Annotated in this window: 21 protein-coding genes, 1 pseudogene and 2 other annotated features; of the genes and pseudogenes, 11 read left to right on the plus strand and 11 right to left on the minus strand. The window is 36.5% G+C overall.

Annotation, left to right across the window (positions count from 1 at the left end; genetic code table 11):
- Positions 1-18 precede the first annotated feature (18 nt).
- Together FH036_RS15530 and zapA are read right to left on the minus strand one after the other, a co-directional pair.
- Positions 19-558: a CvpA family protein gene (locus tag FH036_RS15530; RefSeq protein WP_000565413.1), complete on the minus strand. Its 540-nt coding sequence runs from the start codon at positions 556-558 to the stop codon at positions 19-21.
- 1 nt (position 559) lies between these two features.
- Positions 560-829: a cell division protein ZapA gene (zapA, locus tag FH036_RS15535; protein WP_000082701.1), complete on the minus strand. Its 270-nt coding sequence runs from the start codon at positions 827-829 to the stop codon at positions 560-562.
- Between the two features lie 124 nt (positions 830-953).
- Here zapA and rnhC point away from each other — a divergent pair, with 124 nt between their 5' ends.
- The 3 genes from rnhC (at position 954) to FH036_RS15550 (ending at position 2,523) form a co-directional block, all read left to right on the plus strand.
- A complete protein-coding gene (gene rnhC, locus FH036_RS15540; protein WP_044790617.1) occupies positions 954-1,889 on the plus strand; it encodes a ribonuclease HIII in 936 nt (311 codons plus the stop codon).
- Between the two features lie 116 nt (positions 1,890-2,005).
- On the plus strand, positions 2,006-2,275 hold the full coding sequence (locus tag FH036_RS15545) for a hypothetical protein (RefSeq protein WP_044790618.1): 270 nt from the start codon (positions 2,006-2,008) through the stop codon (positions 2,273-2,275).
- Positions 2,272-2,523 (plus strand): hypothetical protein, encoded by a 252-nt coding sequence (locus tag FH036_RS15550; RefSeq protein ID WP_139895972.1) that lies wholly within the window; start codon positions 2,272-2,274, stop codon positions 2,521-2,523. The genes FH036_RS15545 and FH036_RS15550 overlap by 4 nt, the downstream gene beginning before the upstream one ends.
- 41 nt (positions 2,524-2,564) lie before the next feature.
- Here the strand turns inward: FH036_RS15550 and FH036_RS15555 are convergent, their stop codons facing one another.
- From FH036_RS15555 to FH036_RS15575, 5 genes are all read right to left on the minus strand, one after another.
- Positions 2,565-2,699 (minus strand): YuzL family protein, encoded by a 135-nt coding sequence (locus FH036_RS15555; RefSeq protein WP_000039588.1) that lies wholly within the window; start codon positions 2,697-2,699, stop codon positions 2,565-2,567.
- A 93-nt stretch (positions 2,700-2,792) separates the two neighbouring features.
- Positions 2,793-4,184: an asparagine--tRNA ligase gene (asnS, locus tag FH036_RS15560; protein ID WP_000432166.1), complete on the minus strand. Its 1,392-nt coding sequence runs from the start codon at positions 4,182-4,184 to the stop codon at positions 2,793-2,795.
- A gap of 52 nt (positions 4,185-4,236) precedes the next feature.
- Positions 4,237-4,488 (minus strand) — a binding site (T-box leader).
- A gap of 153 nt (positions 4,489-4,641) precedes the next feature.
- Positions 4,642-7,062, minus strand: a complete 2,421-nt coding sequence (gene pheT / locus FH036_RS15565; RefSeq protein WP_139895973.1) for a phenylalanine--tRNA ligase subunit beta — start codon at positions 7,060-7,062, stop codon at positions 4,642-4,644.
- A gap of 18 nt (positions 7,063-7,080) precedes the next feature.
- Entirely contained in the window at positions 7,081-8,115 is a 1,035-nt protein-coding gene (gene pheS / locus FH036_RS15570; protein ID WP_044790621.1) for a phenylalanine--tRNA ligase subunit alpha, read from the minus strand.
- Positions 8,116-8,159: 44 nt separating this feature from the next.
- Positions 8,160-8,388: a binding site (T-box leader), on the minus strand.
- 48 nt (positions 8,389-8,436) lie between these two features.
- Positions 8,437-9,234, minus strand: coding sequence for a TrmH family RNA methyltransferase (locus FH036_RS15575; protein WP_139895974.1), 798 nt, complete (start codon positions 9,232-9,234; stop codon positions 8,437-8,439).
- Positions 9,235-9,316: 82 nt separating this feature from the next.
- On the opposite strand from FH036_RS15575, the gene sspI reads away from it, so the two are divergent.
- The 5 genes from sspI to FH036_RS15600 all read left to right on the plus strand — a co-directional run bounded on the left by sspI (position 9,317) and on the right by FH036_RS15600 (position 13,737).
- On the plus strand, positions 9,317-9,526 hold the full coding sequence (gene sspI / locus FH036_RS15580; protein ID WP_000009513.1) for a small acid-soluble spore protein SspI: 210 nt from the start codon (positions 9,317-9,319) through the stop codon (positions 9,524-9,526).
- A 145-nt stretch (positions 9,527-9,671) separates the two neighbouring features.
- Positions 9,672-11,123: an IS1182 family transposase gene (locus FH036_RS15585; protein ID WP_139895975.1), complete on the plus strand. Its 1,452-nt coding sequence runs from the start codon at positions 9,672-9,674 to the stop codon at positions 11,121-11,123.
- A gap of 264 nt (positions 11,124-11,387) precedes the next feature.
- A complete protein-coding gene (locus FH036_RS15590; protein WP_000554793.1) occupies positions 11,388-11,945 on the plus strand; it encodes an HD domain-containing protein in 558 nt (185 codons plus the stop codon).
- A 139-nt stretch (positions 11,946-12,084) separates the two neighbouring features.
- Complete coding sequence (locus tag FH036_RS15595; RefSeq protein WP_001182105.1) at positions 12,085-12,798, plus strand: CPBP family intramembrane glutamic endopeptidase; 714 nt, start codon at positions 12,085-12,087, stop codon at positions 12,796-12,798.
- Between the two features lie 264 nt (positions 12,799-13,062).
- A complete protein-coding gene (locus FH036_RS15600) occupies positions 13,063-13,737 on the plus strand; it encodes a CPBP family intramembrane glutamic endopeptidase (RefSeq protein ID WP_000059262.1) in 675 nt (224 codons plus the stop codon).
- Positions 13,738-13,788: 51 nt separating this feature from the next.
- On the opposite strand, the pseudogene FH036_RS15605 reads toward FH036_RS15600, so the two are convergent.
- Positions 13,789-14,217 (minus strand): annotated as a pseudogene (locus tag FH036_RS15605) (sigma-70 family RNA polymerase sigma factor); the annotation flags it as partial.
- A 143-nt stretch (positions 14,218-14,360) separates the two neighbouring features.
- On the opposite strand from FH036_RS15605, the gene FH036_RS15615 reads away from it, so the two are divergent.
- Both FH036_RS15615 and FH036_RS15620 read left to right on the plus strand, forming a co-directional pair.
- Positions 14,361-14,732: a DNA-binding protein gene (locus FH036_RS15615; RefSeq protein WP_070806935.1), complete on the plus strand. Its 372-nt coding sequence runs from the start codon at positions 14,361-14,363 to the stop codon at positions 14,730-14,732.
- A 37-nt stretch (positions 14,733-14,769) separates the two neighbouring features.
- Complete coding sequence (locus tag FH036_RS15620; RefSeq protein WP_041184146.1) at positions 14,770-15,126, plus strand: hypothetical protein; 357 nt, start codon at positions 14,770-14,772, stop codon at positions 15,124-15,126.
- A 23-nt stretch (positions 15,127-15,149) separates the two neighbouring features.
- Here the strand turns inward: FH036_RS15620 and FH036_RS15625 are convergent, their stop codons facing one another.
- Together FH036_RS15625 and FH036_RS15630 are read right to left on the minus strand one after the other, a co-directional pair.
- Positions 15,150-16,949 (minus strand): DHA2 family efflux MFS transporter permease subunit, encoded by a 1,800-nt coding sequence (locus tag FH036_RS15625; RefSeq protein ID WP_000095290.1) that lies wholly within the window; start codon positions 16,947-16,949, stop codon positions 15,150-15,152.
- Positions 16,950-16,961: 12 nt separating this feature from the next.
- Positions 16,962-17,615 (minus strand): HlyD family secretion protein, encoded by a 654-nt coding sequence (locus FH036_RS15630; RefSeq protein WP_001071403.1) that lies wholly within the window; start codon positions 17,613-17,615, stop codon positions 16,962-16,964.
- 297 nt (positions 17,616-17,912) lie between these two features.
- On the opposite strand from FH036_RS15630, the gene FH036_RS15635 reads away from it, so the two are divergent.
- On the plus strand, positions 17,913-18,530 hold the full coding sequence (locus tag FH036_RS15635) for a TetR/AcrR family transcriptional regulator (protein WP_000023667.1): 618 nt from the start codon (positions 17,913-17,915) through the stop codon (positions 18,528-18,530).
- A 40-nt stretch (positions 18,531-18,570) separates the two neighbouring features.
- Here FH036_RS15635 and FH036_RS15640 read toward each other — a convergent pair whose 3' ends face one another.
- Complete coding sequence (locus FH036_RS15640; RefSeq protein ID WP_000163568.1) at positions 18,571-19,656, minus strand: M42 family metallopeptidase; 1,086 nt, start codon at positions 19,654-19,656, stop codon at positions 18,571-18,573.
- Positions 19,657-19,690 lie beyond the last annotated feature (34 nt).

A 19,690-nucleotide genomic window follows, 5' to 3' on the forward strand; every position in this document is an offset into this window, starting at 1 on the left:
TTTCCGAAAAAAGAGAAGTTATACTCTGCTACCTGTCTGCCATAGTTCCTTCACCTTTTCAGAGAGAATCGGTGTATCGTCTACAATTATTTTGCTAATTGATGATTGTTGTAATGGTGTTTGTAATTGTTCAATCGGAAGAATGTTTCCAATGATAATTAAGACAAACAAAATAATATATACTTCTAAAAATCCGAGGAGTGCCCCCGCAAACGCATTTACTTGCTTTAAAACCGGTATTTCTGCAAACATATTTAACAAATTACCAAGTAATGAAAGTGCAATTTTTGTAATAATAAACAATATGATAAACGCAAGCGCTTGATAAAATACTGTCTCAATATTATTTGCATCAATCCATTCTGGAACAGATACGTTTTTATCAAATGGATACGGAATAAATTTCGCAAGTGCTGGCGCTAAATCTTTACAGTACCAGTATGCAACAAGGTATGCGATAATAAAGCTTGTTAACTTTACAAGTTGCAGAATAAACCCTCTGCGTAAGCCGAGGAAAAATCCCATAACAAGCAGTAAAATGATAATAATATCAATCATGTTATTCCATTCCTTTTTTTGTCATACTTTCTTTCAATTTCTCATGTTCTTCTTTTAATTTTATGTAATCGTGTATGACGTTTACCGCCGTCAATACCGCTAGTCTACTCGTGTCAAGCGAAGGATTCTTGGCATTGAGTTCGCGCATTTTATCATCCACAATCGCTGCTACCATGCGGATATGACTTGTACTTTCATCGCCAACAACTGAATATTGCTGACCATAGATTTCTACATTAATTCGACTTTTCTTTCCCTTTTGTTGTGACAACTCACCGGCCTCCAATCACGTACAGAATCCTAAAGTTTATCATACCATGAACCTTCATAATATGGAAACAGAAAGAACAATCCGATATGATAAAAATAACAATATAAAAAAAGGGGTGACCATTATGTCAAATTCTATCGTAATTCAAACAAATTCTACAGTAATTGAAGACATGAAACAACAATATAAACATTCGCTTAGCCCGAAAACTCCACAAGGCGGAATCTTCATGGCAAAAGTGCCATCTTGCACAATCACAGCGTATAAATCTGGAAAAGTAATGTTCCAAGGTGGACGTGCTGAAGCAGAAGCTTCTCGTTGGCAAACTGTCTCTCAAACACCGAAAACAGCTGTAAAAAGATCTGTTGATTCACACCGTTATGCACCGCCTGCTTCCATCGGTACAATGTCGATCGTAGGGTCAGATGAAGTGGGTACTGGTGATTTCTTCGGACCGATGACAGTCGTTGCTGTATATGTAGATGCGAAGCAAATTCCACTACTAAAAGAGCTTGGTGTAAAAGACTCTAAAAACTTAAATGACGAACAAATTACTGCCATTGCAAAAAAACTTCTACACGTTGTTCCTTACAGCTCTCTCGTTCTTCATAACGAAAAATATAACGAGCTATTTGATAAAGGAAACAACCAAGGTAAACTAAAAGCTTTGCTACATAATAAAGCTATTACAAACTTATTAGCTAAAATGGCACCTACAAAACCTGAAGGCGTCTTAATCGACCAATTCACACAGCCTGATACATACTACAAATATTTAGCAAAACAAAAACAGGTACAACGTGAAAATGTTTACTTCGCAACGAAAGGCGAAAGCGTCCATTTAGCAGTAGCCGCCGCCTCCATTTTAGCTCGTTACTCATTCGTAAAACAATTTAACGAACTAAGCAAAAAAGCTGGTATGCCCCTTCCAAAAGGTGCAGGTAAACAAGTTGATATCGCCGCCGCTAAATTAATTCAAAAGCTTGGTAAAGAACGATTACCTGAGTTTGTGAAACTGCATTTTGCTAATACGGAAAAGGCGTTTCGCTTACTAAAATAGTATCGACAAAAACAGGAGCCTACAAACTCCTGTTTTTTATTTTATCCTACTATTGTTCTTATAGTTTTGTTATAATCATAATATACAGATTATTCTAACATAAGAGGAGATCCCCATTGCTACTTCTACAAATGATTCTAAATATTTTACTAGGTGATCCACACGAAAGGCAGTTTGAAATTAGAGAAAACATTCAGCTGCTAAGTGAACAACGAGAGTTCAACGATTTAATAGAGCGTTATGGCCGATCTTTCTTATTAAACTTGCGGATTCGCAGATTTATCGGAAAACACGATGCCCGCTTGTTAATACATAATCCAACAAAACTACAACACTTCTGTGAGGAACTTGAATGTATGATTAGAAAAAGGAGGTTTTTCATATGAACGCTGTAAAAGTAAAAAAAGTATTATATGCTTTCGTACACCTCGTAGGTCCACTTTCTTACCTCACTATTTCTACCATTTGGGGCGCTTTTTTCACTACTAAATCTACATTCGAAAATATATCTGATAATCTTGGTGTGATGGCCATCTATTATGTGCTCATGAGCTTACTTTGGTTTTTCTATTTAGATCGAATAGACAAAGATATAGATAACATTACAAAAGAGATTCATGATAAAAAGATGTAATACATAAAAAAGGAGAGTCGCCAAAACTCTCCTTTTTTATGTTAGCTTCGTTTCTGCTTCTTATTTGATGAAGGTACTTTATGAGAACCTGTTTCATGTGTCGTCGTTCCTTGTCCTTCTACTTCTGGAGAACCTAGGCCCGATCTTGAATGATCTTTTTTCACTTTTTTACTCATTTATATTCACCCCTTCGCGTTACTTTTTGCTACAGGAGAATAAACTATACAAAATAAAAAAGCGAGAGGAAATCCTCTCGCTTTTTTCATATTTTAGAATTCAGAAGAACCTGGAGTTCTTGGGAATGGAATTACGTCACGGATGTTAGCCATGCCAGTGATGTACATTAGGAAGCGCTCGAAACCTAGACCGAATCCAGCGTGTTTTGTACCGCCGTATTTTCTAAGTTCTAAGTACCACCAGTAGTCCTCTTCTTTCATGCCTAATTCTTTAATTCTATCTACTAAAACGTCCATTCTTTCTTCACGTTGACTTCCGCCGATTAATTCGCCGATGCCAGGAACTAGAAGGTCAGTAGCAGCTACTGTTTTACCGTCATCATTTAAGCGCATGTAGAATGCTTTAATGTCTTTCGGATAGTCAGTTACGAATACAGGGCGTTTGAAGATTTCTTCTGATAAGTATCTTTCATGCTCTGTTTGTAAATCAATACCCCATTCTACTGGGTATTTGAAGTCAGCACCTGATTCTTGAAGTACTTTAATTGCTTCTGTATAAGTGATGCGACCGAAGTCAGAGTTAATTACGTTGTTCATACGCTCTAGAACTGTTTTATCAACGAAGCTGTTGAAGAATTCCATTTCTTCTGGTGCATGCTCTAATACGTATTTCATTGCATATTTCAGCATATCTTCTGTAAGGTTCATTACGTCACCTAGTTCAGCAAATGCAATCTCAGGCTCAACCATCCAGAACTCAGCTGCGTGGCGAGTTGTGTTTGAGTTTTCTGCACGGAATGTAGGTCCGAATGTGTATACATCACGGAATGCTAATGCATAAGCTTCAGCGTTCAGCTGTCCACTTACTGTTAAGTTTGTTTCTTTGCCGAAGAAGTCTTTTGATTCATCAACTTGTCCGTCTTCACCTTTTGGTACGTTGTTTAAATCTTGCGTTGTTACGCGGAACATTTCGCCCGCACCTTCTGTATCACTACCAGTAATGATTGGTGTGTGAACATGTACGAATCCACGCTCTTGGAAGAATTGGTGAATTGCAAATGCTGCGATAGAACGTACGCGGAACGTTGCAGAGAATGCATTTGTTCTTGGACGTAAGTGAGCGATTGTACGTAAGTATTCAAACGTATGACGCTTCTTTTGAAGTGGGTAATCAGAATCTGATAAGCCCTCAATATCAATTTTTTCTGCTTTAATTTCAAATGGTTGTTTCGCTCCAGGCGTTACAATTACTTTACCTTCTACTTTAACTGAAGAGCTAAGTGGAAGTTTTGCAATTTCTTTGAAGTTATCTAATTCTGTATCGAAAACGATTTGAACGCTTTTGAAGAAGCTACCGTCGTTTAATTCGATGAAGCCAAATGCTTTTGAATCACGTAAATTACGAATCCACCCTGATACTTGTACTGTTTGACCTGCGTATTTATCTGTATCTCTATACAGACTTTTTACTAATGTGTTTTCCATAGTGAAATTCTCCTTTGCTGATATATTTAAATACAAAAAAACCTTTCATCCATAAAGGGACGAAAGGTTAAACTTCGCGGTACCACCCAATTTGTCATAAAGACCAACTTTAACTCGTATGTAATACATACTTCCCGGTTTGTAACAGGCCGGATTCCCGTCTAAGTCTACTCTTGAATACAAGATTCAATTTCGGTTAGCAACTCCAAGGTGTTCTTCACATATACCGCCTCATCAGGCTCTCACCGTCCCTGACTCGCTTTGGATTATAGTATATACTACTTTTCCTTATCATCGTCTTTCATTTTGTTAAACTAAAATTAATGTACTACATTCGAGAGAAAGATGCAAGGTGCCAGAAAATATATCAGCGATTTTTGCAATATATCGACTTACCGACATTTTCCGACAACCAATCCACTAAAAAAATTGCCGGAATAGATCCGGCAATTTCTTATTACTTACGTAACTCCGCACCAAATTTCTCTTCTACCGCTGTTAATACACGGTTATGTGCTTCTGTTACTTCTTCGTCTGTTAACGTACGCTCTGGATCGAAGTAGTTCATAGAGAATGCAAGTGATTTCTTGCCTTCTTCCATTTTTTCACCTTCGTATAAGTCAAATAGCGTTACGTCTTTCAGCAGTTCTCCACCAGCTTCAGCAATAACTTGCTTCATTTCGCCAGCTTTTGTTTCTTTCGTTACGACAACAGCCATGTCACGTGTCATAGATGGGAAACGTGGAATTGCTGAGTAGTAAGTTTCTTCTGCGTCTGCACCGAATACTTTTACAAGAGATAGTTCGAATACGAATGTATTTTTCACATCTAATTGTTTTTCTGCTTCTGGGTGCAATTGACCGATATAACCAATTACTTCGCCATCTAATACGATGTCAGCTGTACGACCTGGGTGCATACCTTCACGTTTTGCTGGTGCATAAGTGATTTGGTTTGAAACGCCAAGTACGTCGAATAATCCTTCTAGTACACCTTTCACAACGAAGAAGTCTACTACTTTCTTCTCACCTTGCCATGCATGGTGAAGAGCAAGACCTGTCATAACACCTGCAAGATGTTGTTCTTCTTTCGGAAGTTCTCCATCTTCTGTCGGTAAGAAGATAGAACCTACTTCGTATAAAGCAACGCTATCGTTTTTACGTGCAACGTTGTATGAAACTGCTTCTAACAATTGTGGCACTAGGCTTAAACGAAGTTGGCTACGCTCTTCACTCATTGGAAGTGCAAGACCTACAGGCGCCTTTTCGTTAGGCTCAACCATATATTGTTTCGCTTTGTCAGCGCTTGTTAATGAATATGTGATTGCTTCATATAAACCAGCGCCTTCTAAGAAGCGACGTACTTTACGACGTTTCGTTTGTGCTGCTGTTAATTTACCACGAGTCATTGTTCCAGAAGGTAATGTAACTGGAATGTGGTCATAACCGTATAGGCGACCCACTTCTTCTACTAAGTCTTCTGAAATTGTAATGTCAGGACGACGTGCTGGTACATTCACATGGAATGTTCCTTCTACTTCTGTGAATGGGAATTTTAAGTTTGTGAACATTGTACCCATTTCACTTGCAGAAATATTTGTACCTAATACACGGTTTACTTTTTCTGCAGTAACAGATACTGTACGCTCTTGTACTTGTAAGTTATCAGCTTCTACTACACCTTCAAGCGCTTCTCCGCCAGCGTATTTCGCCATTAAAGCAGCTGCGTGTTGAATTGCTTCAAACGTACGTGTTGGGTCGATTCCTTTTTCAAAACGTGCACTTGATTCACTGCGAAGACCTAAGTCTTTTGATGTACGGCGCACTGTTTGACCCGCAAAGTATGCAGACTCAATTAGAACGTTTACTGTCTCATTTGTAACTTCTGAATCCGCTCCGCCCATTACACCAGCAACAGCTAAAGCTTTTGTTCCGTTTGTAATTACAAGATGATGGTCTTGTAACGTACGCTCTTGATCATCTAACGTTTCAATTTTTTCGCCTTCTTTTGCAAGACGAACAACGATTTCTTTTGAACCTAATTTATCGTAATCGAATGCATGTAACGGTTGACCGTATTCCATTAAAATGTAGTTTGTAATATCAACTACGTTGCTAATCGGACGAATGCCAGCTGCCATAAGGCGAGTTTGCATCCACATTGGTGATGGACCAATTTTTACGTTCTTCACCATTTTTGCAATGTATAATGGATTTTCTTCTTTCGCTTCTACACTTACAGAAATGTAATCGGCAGTTTTTTCTGCTGTTTCTTGTAAATCGATAGCTGGAAGTTTTACTTCACGGCCGTAAATAGCAGCTACTTCATATGCAACCCCTAACATGTTTAAGCAATCTGCACGGTTTGGTGTTAAACCAAGCTCAAGTACTTCATCATGTAAGTTTAAAATTTCAAGTGCATCTGCACCAACTTCAGCGTCACTTGGGAAGATGAAGATACCATCTGCGTATTCTTTTGAAACTAACTTTCCATCAATGCCAAGCTCTTGAAGAGCACAAACCATACCGTGAGAAGCTTCACCACGTAGTTTTGCTTTTTTAATTTTGAAATTACCAGGAAGTACAGCGCCAACTTTTGCAACTGGTACTTTTAAACCTTTTGCAATGTTAGCAGCTCCACAAATAATTTGAACTGGTTCTTCTTCACCGATGTCAATTAAGCATTTGCTTAATTTATCAGCTTCTGGGTGTTTTTCACATTCTAATACGTGACCAACTACAACACCTTTTACACCTTTATTTAATACTTCAACACCTTCTACTTCAATACCACTTTTCGTGATTTTGTCTGCTAGTTCTTGTGCTGTTACATCTTTAATATCTACATACTCTTGTAACCAACGATATGATACGAACATACTTATCCTCTCCTTCCCTTACGCTCGTTTGAATTGTTGTAAGAAACGTACATCATTTGTATAGAAATGACGAATGTCATCTACGCCGTATTTCAACATTGCGATACGCTCTGCGCCCATACCGAATGCGAAACCTTGATATTCTTTCGAATCATAACCAGCCATTTCAAGTACGTTCGGGTGAACCATACCTGCGCCTAAAATTTCAATCCAACCAGTTCCTTTACAAGTGCCGCAACCTTTGCCATGACACATCATACAAGAAATGTCCATCTCTACAGATGGCTCTGTGAATGGGAAGAAACTTGGACGAAGACGGATTTCACGATCTTCACCGAACATCTTTTTCACGAATACTTGCAGTGTACCTTTTAAGTCACTCATGCGAATGTTTTTATCGATTACAAGACCTTCAATTTGCATGAACTGGTGTGAATGAGTCGCATCATCGTCATCGCGGCGATACACTTTACCAGGACAAATAATTTTAATTGGGCCTTTTTCTTTATTATTTTCCATCGTACGCGCTTGCACAGAAGATGTATGTGTACGTAATAACGTTTCTTCTGTAATGTAGAATGTATCTTGCATATCACGCGCTGGGTGATCTTTCGGTAAGTTTAATGCTTCGAAGTTGTAGTAGTCTTTTTCTACTTCTGTTCCTTCAGCTACTTCATAACCCATACCGATGAATACATCTTCAATTTGTTCAACAACAGCTGTTAACGGATGATGACAACCTGTTTCAACAGGACGACCTGGCAATGTAACATCAATTGTTTCATTAGCTAATTTCGCTTCGATTACTGCTTTTTCTAAATTACTAATTTTGTCGTCTAAACGAGTTTGAATCGCTTCACGTACTTCATTTACTAATGCTCCCATACGTGGACGCTCTTCTGCTGATAATTTTCCCATACCGCGTAATACTTCTGTAATTGGACCTTTTTTTCCTAAATACGCTACGCGTACGTCGTTTAAGCCTTTTAGCTCTTTCGCTTCTTCAATAAGCTCTAACGCTTTTTGCTTTAGCTCTTTTAAACGTGCTTCCATTTTGGAACCCTCCTAATTTTAAAAATAAAAAAACCTCGCTCCCAAAAAGGGACGAGGTAAATTCGCGGTACCACCCTAAATTGACAGAACATGTCTGCCCACTCATTAGTTATAACGATCAATTCTGACCGGAACGCCTTTACATTTACATGGTCCTGGCGTCAACTCCAGAGGTGAATTCACTTCCGTCTACCATAAGAATGCTTTCAGTCTACGGCATTCTCTCCCTATATGGCGATTTTGTAAGCTACTCTTCTCTATCAACGTTTTTCGTTATTTAACTTTTAATATAATGTACTTCAACTTATTATAAGAAGTTTTTTATTTGTTCGCAACTGGGCTTTGCAAATAATACGTTAAAATCCCTGCTGCAACTGCAACATTTAATGATTCTGCCCCGCCGTAAATCGGAATATACAAGTTTTGATCCGTTTTCGCAAGAATTTCTTGGCGTACGCCATTTCCTTCATTTCCTACAATTAATGCAAAACTACCAGCTGGTGTTACTTCACCATACGGAACTCCATTTTCAAGAGCTGTTCCATATACAGGAACGTTATTTTCTTTTAGCTTGTCTACCCATTCTTCTAAGTTACCTTTTACAACTGGTAAGTGGAAAATAGAACCTTGTGTAGAGCGAAGCACTTTACTATTATATGCATCAACGCATCCTTCTCCAAGCACAACGGCATGAATACCGGCTGCATCAGCTGTACGAATAATTGTCCCTAAGTTACCTGGGTCTTGCAGGCCGTCTAATAAAAGAAACTTCCCATCAGCAAGAGCTACTTCCTTCTCATGCTTTTCACAAACAGCAAATACACCTTGCGTCGTTTCTGTTTCACGAAGTACTTTTACGATAGCTTCAGGTACGATATACATTTCTACATCATTAACTGTCCAATCTTTCGGAAGGTCTGTCTGATCTGAAACGATAAGTTCCGTTACAATTCCTGCCTTTAAAGCTTCCTCCACTAAGTGGAATCCTTCTACAAAAAATAAACCTTTTTTATCGCGCTCTTTTTTCGTTTGCAGCTTTTTCCACTGCTTCACACGCGGATTTTGTACTGAATCAATGTTTTTCATAATATGTATTTCCCTCTCTTCTTGTCTTATCATTATAGCCTATTTTTCATACATATTTACATAAAAAAGAACAAAAACTAATGTCAGTTTCAATTCTGAAGAAGAGGTGAAAACAATGAGTTTTAATTTACGCGGTGCTGTATTAGCAAATGTATCTGGTAATACACAAGATCAATTACAAGAAACAATTGTCGATGCAATTCAAAGCGGTGAAGAAAAAATGCTTCCAGGTCTGGGTGTTTTATTTGAAGTCATTTGGAAAAACGCTGATGAAAATGAAAAGCACGAAATGTTAGAAACACTAGAGCAAGGATTAAAAAAATAAGCAATTTAAAAATCACCTTTGCATAAGCGAGGGCACTGAAAAAGCGAAAGCTTCTTCGATTTAATCGAAGAAGCTTTCGCTTTTTATGTATAATTTTCATTATTTTTATGAATAATGGTTGTACTAATTCTAGGTGGTGTTTTGGATGATTTCAAATCAACAATCTCTTACTCTTAGTCCATTCATGGCGATTTATGATATCGTTGTGCCCAAAGATAATATGCTTCGTCAATTCAATGAAATGGTTGATTTTTCTTTTGTTTTCGAAGAATTAAAGGATAAATATTGCCTCGATAACGGTCGTAATGCAGTACCACCTGTTCGTATGTTCAAATATTTATTGTTAAAATCTATTTTTGATTTATCTGATGTAGATGTCGTTGAGCGCTCAAAATATGATATGTCTTTTAAATATTTCTTAGATATGGCACCAGAAGACATGGTGATTGATCCAAGTTCATTAACGAAGTTTCGTAAGCTTCGTTTAAAAGATGTAGAGTTGCTTGATATGCTCATCCAAAAAACAGTAGAAATCGCGTTAGATAAGAACTTAATTCAGAGTAAATCCATTATTGTGGATGCTACGCATACAAAAGCACGTTTTAATCAAAAATCACCAAAAGAATTTTTAATGGAGAAATCGAAATTACTCCGTAAAGCGGTTTATCGAATTGATGAAGGAATGAAAGAAAAATTTCCTGTTAAAACGACAACGAATGAATTAACTGATGAGATTATATACTGCCAAAAAGTTATCCAAGTGGTAGAAAAAGAAGAGCTCATTCGTGAAAACCCGAATGTAAAAGAAAGGCTCAACTATTTGAAAGAAATTGTAGAGGATCACCATGAACACCTCCAGATTTCTCAAGATCCTGATGCACGTATTGGGCATAAAACAGCTGACTCCTCTTTCTTTGGGTATAAAACACACATTGCGATGAATGAAGAACGTATTATTACAGCGGCTGTAATTACAACAGGTGAGAAAAGCGACGGCAAATTCCTTCAAACGTTAGTGAAAAAAAGTTGTGCAACGGGAATGGAAATCGATACAGTCATTGGGGATACCGCTTATTCTGGAAAAGGGAATATTCAATATGCGAATGAACACAACTTACAATTAGTCTCAAAATTAAATCCAATGATTACACATCAAAAAGAAAATGAATTTGAATTTAACAAAGATGCTGGAATGTATGTATGCAAGGCTGGACATATGGCTATTCGCAAGGCGCGCACAGGTAAAAAAGGAACAAATAAAAATCAAAAACACACTTACTACTTTGATATCAAAATATGCAAGATATGTGCCTTTAAAGAAGGGTGCTATAAAGAAGGGGCAAAAAGTAAAACATATTCAGTCGGCATAAAATCGACAGAACATACGGAACAACAAATATTTCAGGAAAGTGCATACTTCAAAGAAAAAGGGAAAGAACGTTATAAAATTGAAGCGAAAAATAGTGAATTAAAACATAGACACGGGTATAATGTGGCAACTTCCTCGGGTCTGATTGGTATGCAAATGCAAGGAGCGATGACTATATTCGCAGTTAATTTAAAACGAATCATGACATTAATGAAAGAAAAAGGGTAGAAAATGATAAGAAAAAGGTGACTTTCCGTTCGAGTTCGAACGAAAAGTCACCTTTTTTAGTTACAGATATGTCTTCGGAGATGAAAAACGTAAGTTTTTCAGTGCCCTCGCATAAGCTAAGGTGATTTTTTTGCAGAAAATTTTTTTCTTCTCCTAAACATTTCTACTTTACTAACGAACTGTGATGGAGTACAATGTTCAAAATACATTTAAACCGATCGATTTTCTTTATAGACACCATTAGATAAAAGGAGTGAATGTTTTATGCACCGTATTACGCTTGAACAAATTTTTAAACACCACATTACACAAAAATACGTAAACCGTTCTGGAATGGTCCACGCGATCGCTGTCGCTTACCATGCGTTTCACCTAGCCAAAAAGCATCACGCCTCAGTCGATGCTGCAACAAAAGCTGGTTTCCTTCATGATATCGGACATCATACGTGGTACACAGGCGGCGAATGGGACTATGATTTATATAAAAAGAATGATATACACGCAATTAAAGGAGCAGAAAGAGCTCATAAACTGCTTATTAGATTAGGAGAGCATCCTAAACTAGCAAAAGAAATTTCTATCGCAATTCTTCTTCATACAGATTCTTTCTTAGTACAGCAAGAAATCGAAAGAACATCTCTGCAAAACATTATTAAATGGGCAGACGAAGCAGATGAAGAACCGGGCGGAGCGCATCATTATCGAACGATTTCTTATGAAAAAGCATTAAAAGCTATTCAGCAGTTAGATCGATTAGTAGAGCGTGAATTGCAAATAGAGCAATCAAAATCGAATAACAGGGCAGAACATAGTTATCAATGAGAAAGAGGCATCACTATAGGGTGATACCTCTTTTATTATTTTATGGAAAATACACCTTTATATGTAATATTTTAATATTACACTCGAAAATAAAATGCTTTATAATCAAATATACAAATATAAAGAGGTGATTTTACATATGCAACCCGCTACACAACTTCCTTATGAAAAAAAATACTCTATGTCATGGTTACAATTTCTTGGAGTTTTATTCATTCTCTTTCCATGTCTCTCATTAATAAATATAATTCTTACATTTTTACCTATTGAGTTATATGGATACATTAACCCAAATACAAATAAATTTTTGCTTAATTCCATAGAAAATGTAAGTTATGAATTAGTTGCCTTACTTTTACTAATTGCATTTATCACGAAATATAAACCACTGAAAGAACTAGTATTACCTATATTCGATTTTCGAGTTTTAAAATCTTTTCGGATGTACATCTATGTTCTCATTTATTATGTAATCACCTTGTTTGTAGATATGTTTGTGCTAGATAAATTATTCCCTTCATCCATACAAGAACAGTCTAATGCATTACAACTTTCAACACTAGAGCACTATCCACTTCTCTTACTTCTAGCTGGTGGAATTTTTGCGCCTATTTTTGAAGAACTTATATGCAGAGGTATTTTTCTTCGTTTTTTTGAAGAAAAGTTTACTTTTTGGCCAGCTGCAATTCTCTCCAGTTTACTTTTCGGTATTGCCCATACGTATTCTGTAGGAATTATGGTTAGTGCATTTGTGACTGGAATTTTCGCTTGTTTATTGTACAAACAAACTAAATCTATTATTCCAGCTATAATATTACATATTTTGACCAACATAATTGCTTTTTTACCTTAAGAGAGGTATCACAATACCTCTCTTTACTCTTTTATCACAATTATAAACTCTTCCGTTAACACTTTTAGACAAACCATTTGTACAGAACATCAATATAAAATTATTACTGTCTGTAAATAGTAGCTTCACCATATCTTTTTTACTACAATGATGACTTTTCTGTATGAATATTCTATAATATTTATATATGACTATTAAAAAATAAAGGATAGGTGATTCACTATTATACAAGCCACGCAACTAACTTACCCACAAAAACATCCTATGTCACTCTCACAATTTCTATTTTCACTCGTTTTTGCGATTTGGGGAACAGGATTTCTAGCCGACCTCTTTATAGGTCTTCCTACCGTTATTTATACAGAAGGTTTAACCGATCCAAAACAAATTGCTTTAACAAAATCACTTACTACTTTTGGGAAGAATTTATTTGTATTGTGCATTTTATTAATTTTAATTTATGCATATAAGCCATTAAAAAATTTAATTGTCCCAACACTAAACTTTACAGCATTAAAAAAAGTAAGCACATACATCTATATCATTCTTTTTTATGGACTACATATCATTAATGACATATTTATAATTAATAATATTTTTCCTGATGCGGTAAAAGAGCAGTCATCTGCTTTAGATCTAGAAATGTTAAAACAATACAAACTATTATTACTAATAGGTGGCGCTATACTTGTACCTATTTTTGAAGAACTTATAGTCCGCGGTATTATTCTTCACTTCCTACAACAGCGTTTCCCATTTTGGATTGCAGCGCTTGGGTCTAGCTTCCTCTTCGGAATAGCTCATATATACTCAACTGGTGTGATGTTTAGTATGTTCATCATGGGTCTATTTATGGCTATTTTATGTAAAAAAACAAAATCCATTATTCCAGCTATATTACTTCATATTATGAATAATATGTTAGCCTTTTTAGGATAAAGAGAGGTATCATCACGATACCTCTCTTTACTCTTTTATAACAACTTCAAACTCTTCTTCCACATAATGCTTCATAAAGATTTCTTTATCTTTCTTCTTTAAATGATTTAATATATGTTCCATATCATTACTAATTTCTCTTTTAGTAGTATCGGTATGTACCGCTATTTCATCTATTTGATCTATTCCTTTTTCATTTACTGTCTTCGTATATTTTCTCGCATAATCGATAGATCTATATTTTGTAATAGCTGCAATCCAATTTTTTAGCGTATTTTTCTCTTCATCATACTTTTCAATATGATTCCAAATTGCCAATAACACATCATCCATACATTCCTCTTGCATATCTCCAAACGAAGCTACATGCTTCTGAATAATACTTTTTATTAGTCCGCTGTACTGCTCGATAATAAAATATAATGCTTTTTTGTCCCTTTTCCTTAGCTGATTCACAACATTTTCTTCTGTAATTTTCATACATCTCCTCCTCTCTCATGCTCTACATCTATTAATTCGTATCGGTACTACTCATTTCTATCAATTTATACATATTTATTAATAATATCCAAAATAAACCTCATGTAGTAAAATATAACTGATTACACAGAAGGAGATTATATATGTTGAGCTTACTTTGGATTGTTTATATGCCACTTCTTGTTTTATGCGGATTTTTCGGTGGTATTTTTTTAATTGTTATTAGCGTGAAACACCGTAAATTATTTGTCGGTTTAATGGGACTACTTAGCTTTTCCTTTGTCACACTACCTTTTGTTTTTTGGGGCATGGGAGTGGAGAGCAATACAATCATCCCTATTTCCACTACTTTATATTGGATACTGTTTTCTTTAACTGGATTATTAGCAGGGTTAAGTGGATTACAAGCCAAAATTAAAAGTATACGTAATATGGGATTCATTATTTTTACCGCTGGAATATTAGGGGTTATTTTCTGGGTGCTCATGTCTGTAGGTGATTCATTCTATATATAACATTTTTTGAAACCCAAAAATCGGAGGTAATACAGAAGTGTTCGGAATATTAACTTGGATGATTTTAGCTCTTACTTTCATGTTATGCGAATTCATCGTCGGCATTTTTTTAATTATTGCTGGCATGAAACATCGGAAATCACTTACCACTATAGCTGGTTTCATTAGCATATTACTTATCGTTGTTCCTATCTTTTGTATAGGTTCTGGAATAGATTTAGAAGGGATGGTTCCAATTTCGGGAACTTTATATTGGTGCTTCTTCTCTTTAGCTGGACTATTAGCTATTATAAGCGGCAGACACATATCGAGTATTCGTTCTATGGGGACGATTTTGTTTATAGCAGGGCTTTGCTCCGTAGCTGGTTATCAGCTTTTATATGTAACTGCATAAAGAACACAAAAAAAGCAGGGAAATTAATTCCCTGCTTTTCTATTTGGTTTATTGCCTGATGGTAAGAAGAACGATAACACCCAAGCAATCCCTGCGAGTATCGTTGCAATTAAGAAGGCATCGTTAATACCGTTAATTGCAGATAGCTTTGAAATTTGTCCATATAATAATTGCGTGCTCATCGCATCTCCTGCTTGCGCTGATCCAGCAATCGCTGCTAAACTTTGCCCCATGCCGTGTACTTTATCAACTAAAATTGGATTTGAAGTTGTTAACATGTTGCCGTAATCTGCTACGTGAGCAGTCGTTTGTTGCGTCATAAGTGTAATTAAAATCGCTGTTCCGATTGAACCCGCTACTTGTCTTGACGTATTTTGCGTTGCTGTACCGTGAGAAATTAATTTCATCGGCAGCGCGTTCATACCAGCCGTCATAATTGGCATCATAATGAATGACATACCAATTGAACGTATAATATAATCCGTCATAATAACGCTATACGGTGTATCCATCGATAATTTTGTAAATTCATATGTCGCATACGTCGTAATTGCCAATCCAATTATCGCTAATGGACGAATGCCATATTTATCGAATAATTTACCCGCTACTGGTCCCATGATCCCCATAATTAATGATCCTGGAAGAAGTAGTAAACCAGATTCAATTGGCGTGAAGCCACGAATGTTTTGCAGATATACCGGAAGTAATAACATACCTCCGAATAATGCCATTGTAACAATTGCGTTAATTACTAAAGTGAAAGTAAATACTGGATATTTAAATACTTGTAAATCAAGCATTTTATTGTCCGTTGTTAACTCTCTCCAAATAAATAACGCTAAACCAATTACACCGATAATAAGTGAAATAACAACTTCTGCACTAGTCCAACTATTATTTCCAGCTTCACTAAATCCGTACAATAAGCTTCCTAGTCCAATACTTGAACTAACCACACCGAATATATCTAATTTCGTTTTAGACACTGGCTGAGCTAGTGTAAAGAATTTTAAAGATAGGAACGTAATAATTAAACCGATAATAAACATCGCATAGAACATTAAGTTCCAGCTGTAATTTTCAATTACCCAACCTGTTACAGTTGGTCCGATAGCTGGTGCTAAAATCATTGCTACGCCTAGTAATCCCATCGCTGCTCCGCGCTTATGAGGCGGGAATAGTGTCATGAAGATATTCATACCAACCGGCATTAAAATACCCGCACCAACCGCTTGAATAACACGGCCCGTCATCATCATCGTAAAGTTTCCTGAAGTAGCACAAATGATAGATCCTACCGTAAAGAATAACATTGCTGCTACGAATAATTTACGATACGTAAATCGTGAAACTAAAAAGGCACTAATCGGTACTAAAATACCATTTACAAGCATGAAACCTGTAATTAACCATTGTGCTGTTGAAGTTGATACGTTAAATTCATTCATTAACGGAGGTAATGCAACGTTAATGATTGTTTGGTTTAAAATAGAAACGAACATGCCGAGAATTAATACAGCTACAACTGCTTTTACGTTCACATTCTCTACAGGCGTAGACATTTGTTTTTTCGGCACTTCTTTTTCTTCTTTTACTTCTTCTTGCTTTCCTGTTTCTAACTCAACTACATTAGAAATTTCCGGTTCTTGCTTTCGTTCAATTTCTTTCTCTTCTGTTTCAACTTTACTTACTTCTATTTTACTTACGGCTGGGACTTGTTCTTCTCCCATTTTCGTTTTTTTCTTTCGTAAAAGACGATTTACAAGGAAGAAGACGATTATACAAAATAGTGCATATCCTGCAATTACAATTGAGGACATCTCATCTCCCCCTTACTTATGAATACGAACTGTCACATTCATGCCAGGAACAATATTTACTGATTTGCTATGATCTAAAGAAATTTTAACTGGTACTACTTGTGTTACTTTCGTATAGTTCGCTGTTGCGTTGCTTGATGGTAACATAGAGAATGTGTTCGCTGTTGTTAATCCAACTTGCTCTACTTTTCCTGATAACGTTGTATCTGGGTATGCATCTACATACACATCTACGTCTTGACCTTTTTGTACATCGTCAACATCTGTTTCTTCAATGTTTGCCGTTACCCATAAATTGTTCATATCAAATGCATAAGCGATCGGGCTACCTGCTCCAACGAAAGCATTTGTCGTCGCGTTTGATTGTACAACCGTTGCATTTTGTGGAATTGTTACATCTACTGTTTGTTCTCCATTTGCTGCCGCTACAGTAACAGCACCTAATTTATCGTTCTCATTGTAGTTCTTACCTACTTCAGCTTTCCAGTCAGTTAATTTACCTGCTACTGGTGATGCAATCGGAATTACCTTTCCATCAATTTTTGCATTGTCTGTTTTTAAGTAATTTTCCGCTTGATTGTAATAGTAATAACCGCCAATACCGCCGCCAACTAGTACAATTAATGTGATAATGTTGATAATCACCATTCTTCGAAACTGATTCATTGCATTCCTCTCCTTATATCGCATATAATTTTTTTCTAAACTATTTACGTCCTTATTGTTTAGACTATTTAATTGTTAATTATATTAACTTTTAAACAAAAAAATCACACCATCTGCGGTGTAAATCGAAATTTATCTACCTGCGAGCGGTGCTGATTTCTGAAGGACTATCGTTTATAATTATAAATAATTATTTTAAATCTACAACCGACAATTTACGTATGAAATGTCGCTTAAACAACAATATAATACCAATATGTTGCTTAAGTATAGAAAATTAAACGAGGGGAAATAAAAATGTCTATTAAAAATACAAATGATCCACGTGTAAAACGGACGAGACAACTCATACAGGATGCTTTTGTCGCTTTAGTAGGCGAAAAAGGGTTTGAAAATGTAACTGTTCAACATATTGCAGAACGTGCTCCTGTAAATCGTGCTACGTTTTATAGCCATTACCACGATAAATATGACTTATTGGACAAAAGCATTGAAGAAATGTTAGAGAAGCTAACAGAAGTCATTAAACCGAAAAATAGAAATAAAGAAGATTTTCAACTTGCATTTGATTCACCACATCCAAGTTTTTTGGCCTTGTTCGAACATATTGCAGAAAATGCGAACTTCTATAACGTCATGCTTGGTGATAAAGCTGCCGGAAACTATACGTATAAGATGATGAAAGCAATTCAAACACATTTAACATTAAGCCTCTCTATTTCACAACCTAACGATGAAAAACTAATGGTTCCGCGTGATATTCTCATTAGTTATGTTACTGGTGCCCACCTCGGGATGATTATGTCATGGCTAAAAAGAGGGATGATATATACCCCGCATTTTATGGCCATGCAATTAACTCGCTTAATCATTTTAGGTGCTCATACTGCAGCGGGATTAGAACGACCTTTTTAAAATATAAAAAAGCGAAGGAGAGGCTCCTTCGCTTTTTCTATTAATTAAATGTAATGTTATGTACAGCCTCTTTATCAAGACGTTTAATAACTTCTACAATTAACTTCACTGCATTTTCATAGTCATCACGGTGTAACATTGCCGCATGAGAATGAATGTAGCGCGTCGCAATCGTAATTGCCATAGACGGAATACCATTTACAGCAATATGAATTGCACCTGCATCCGTTCCACCGCCCGCTACTGAATCATATTGGTATGGAATTTGTAATTCATCAGCAACATCAACTACAAAGTCACGTAAACCTGTATGACCAATAACAGAAGCATCATATAAAATGATCTGTGGTCCATCACCCATTTTACTTTGTGCTTCTTTTGACGTTACCCCCGGTGTGTCACCAGCAATACCAACATCTACTGCGAATGCGATATCTGGTTTAATATAGTTTGCAGATGTTTTCGCACCACGAAGACCGACTTCTTCTTGTACAGTCCCTACGCCATATACAACGTTTGGATGCTTTTCATCTTTTAATTGTTTTAATACGTCAATTGCAATTGCACAACCAATTCGGTTATCCCATGCTTTTGCAAGTAACATTTTTTCATTCTTCATCACTTGGAATTCAAAGTAAGGTACAACTTGATCTCCTGGTCGTACGCCCCACTCCATTGCTTCTTCTTGGCTAGAAGCACCAATATCGATGAACATGTCTTTAATTTCAACTGGCTTTTTACGCGCTTCTGGAGGTAAGATATGCGGTGGTTTTGAACCGATAACACCTGTTACATCTCCTTTACGCGTTACAATTGTTACGCGCTGTGCAAGCATAACTTGTGACCACCAGCCACCAACCGTTTGGAAACGAAGGAAACCTTTGTCATCGATTTGTGTAATCATAAATCCAACTTCATCTAAATGACCTGCAACCATAATTTTCGGGCCGTTTTCTTCCCCTACTTTTTTCGCAACTAAACTTCCTAAATTATCAGTAGAAAGTTCGTCCGCAAACGGCTCAATATATTTCTTCATTACTTCGCGTGGTTCACGCTCGTTACCCGCAATACCACGTGCATCTGTTAATTCTTTTAGCATTGTCAATGTCTCGTCTAATTTTGTCATTGCCAACACCCTCCTTTTTCTTCAGTCACTTCAT

Origin of the sequence: Bacillus sp. CD3-5 (assembly GCF_006349665.1) — a bacterium.
Classification (GTDB): domain Bacteria; phylum Bacillota; class Bacilli; order Bacillales; family Bacillaceae_G; genus Bacillus_A; species Bacillus_A paranthracis.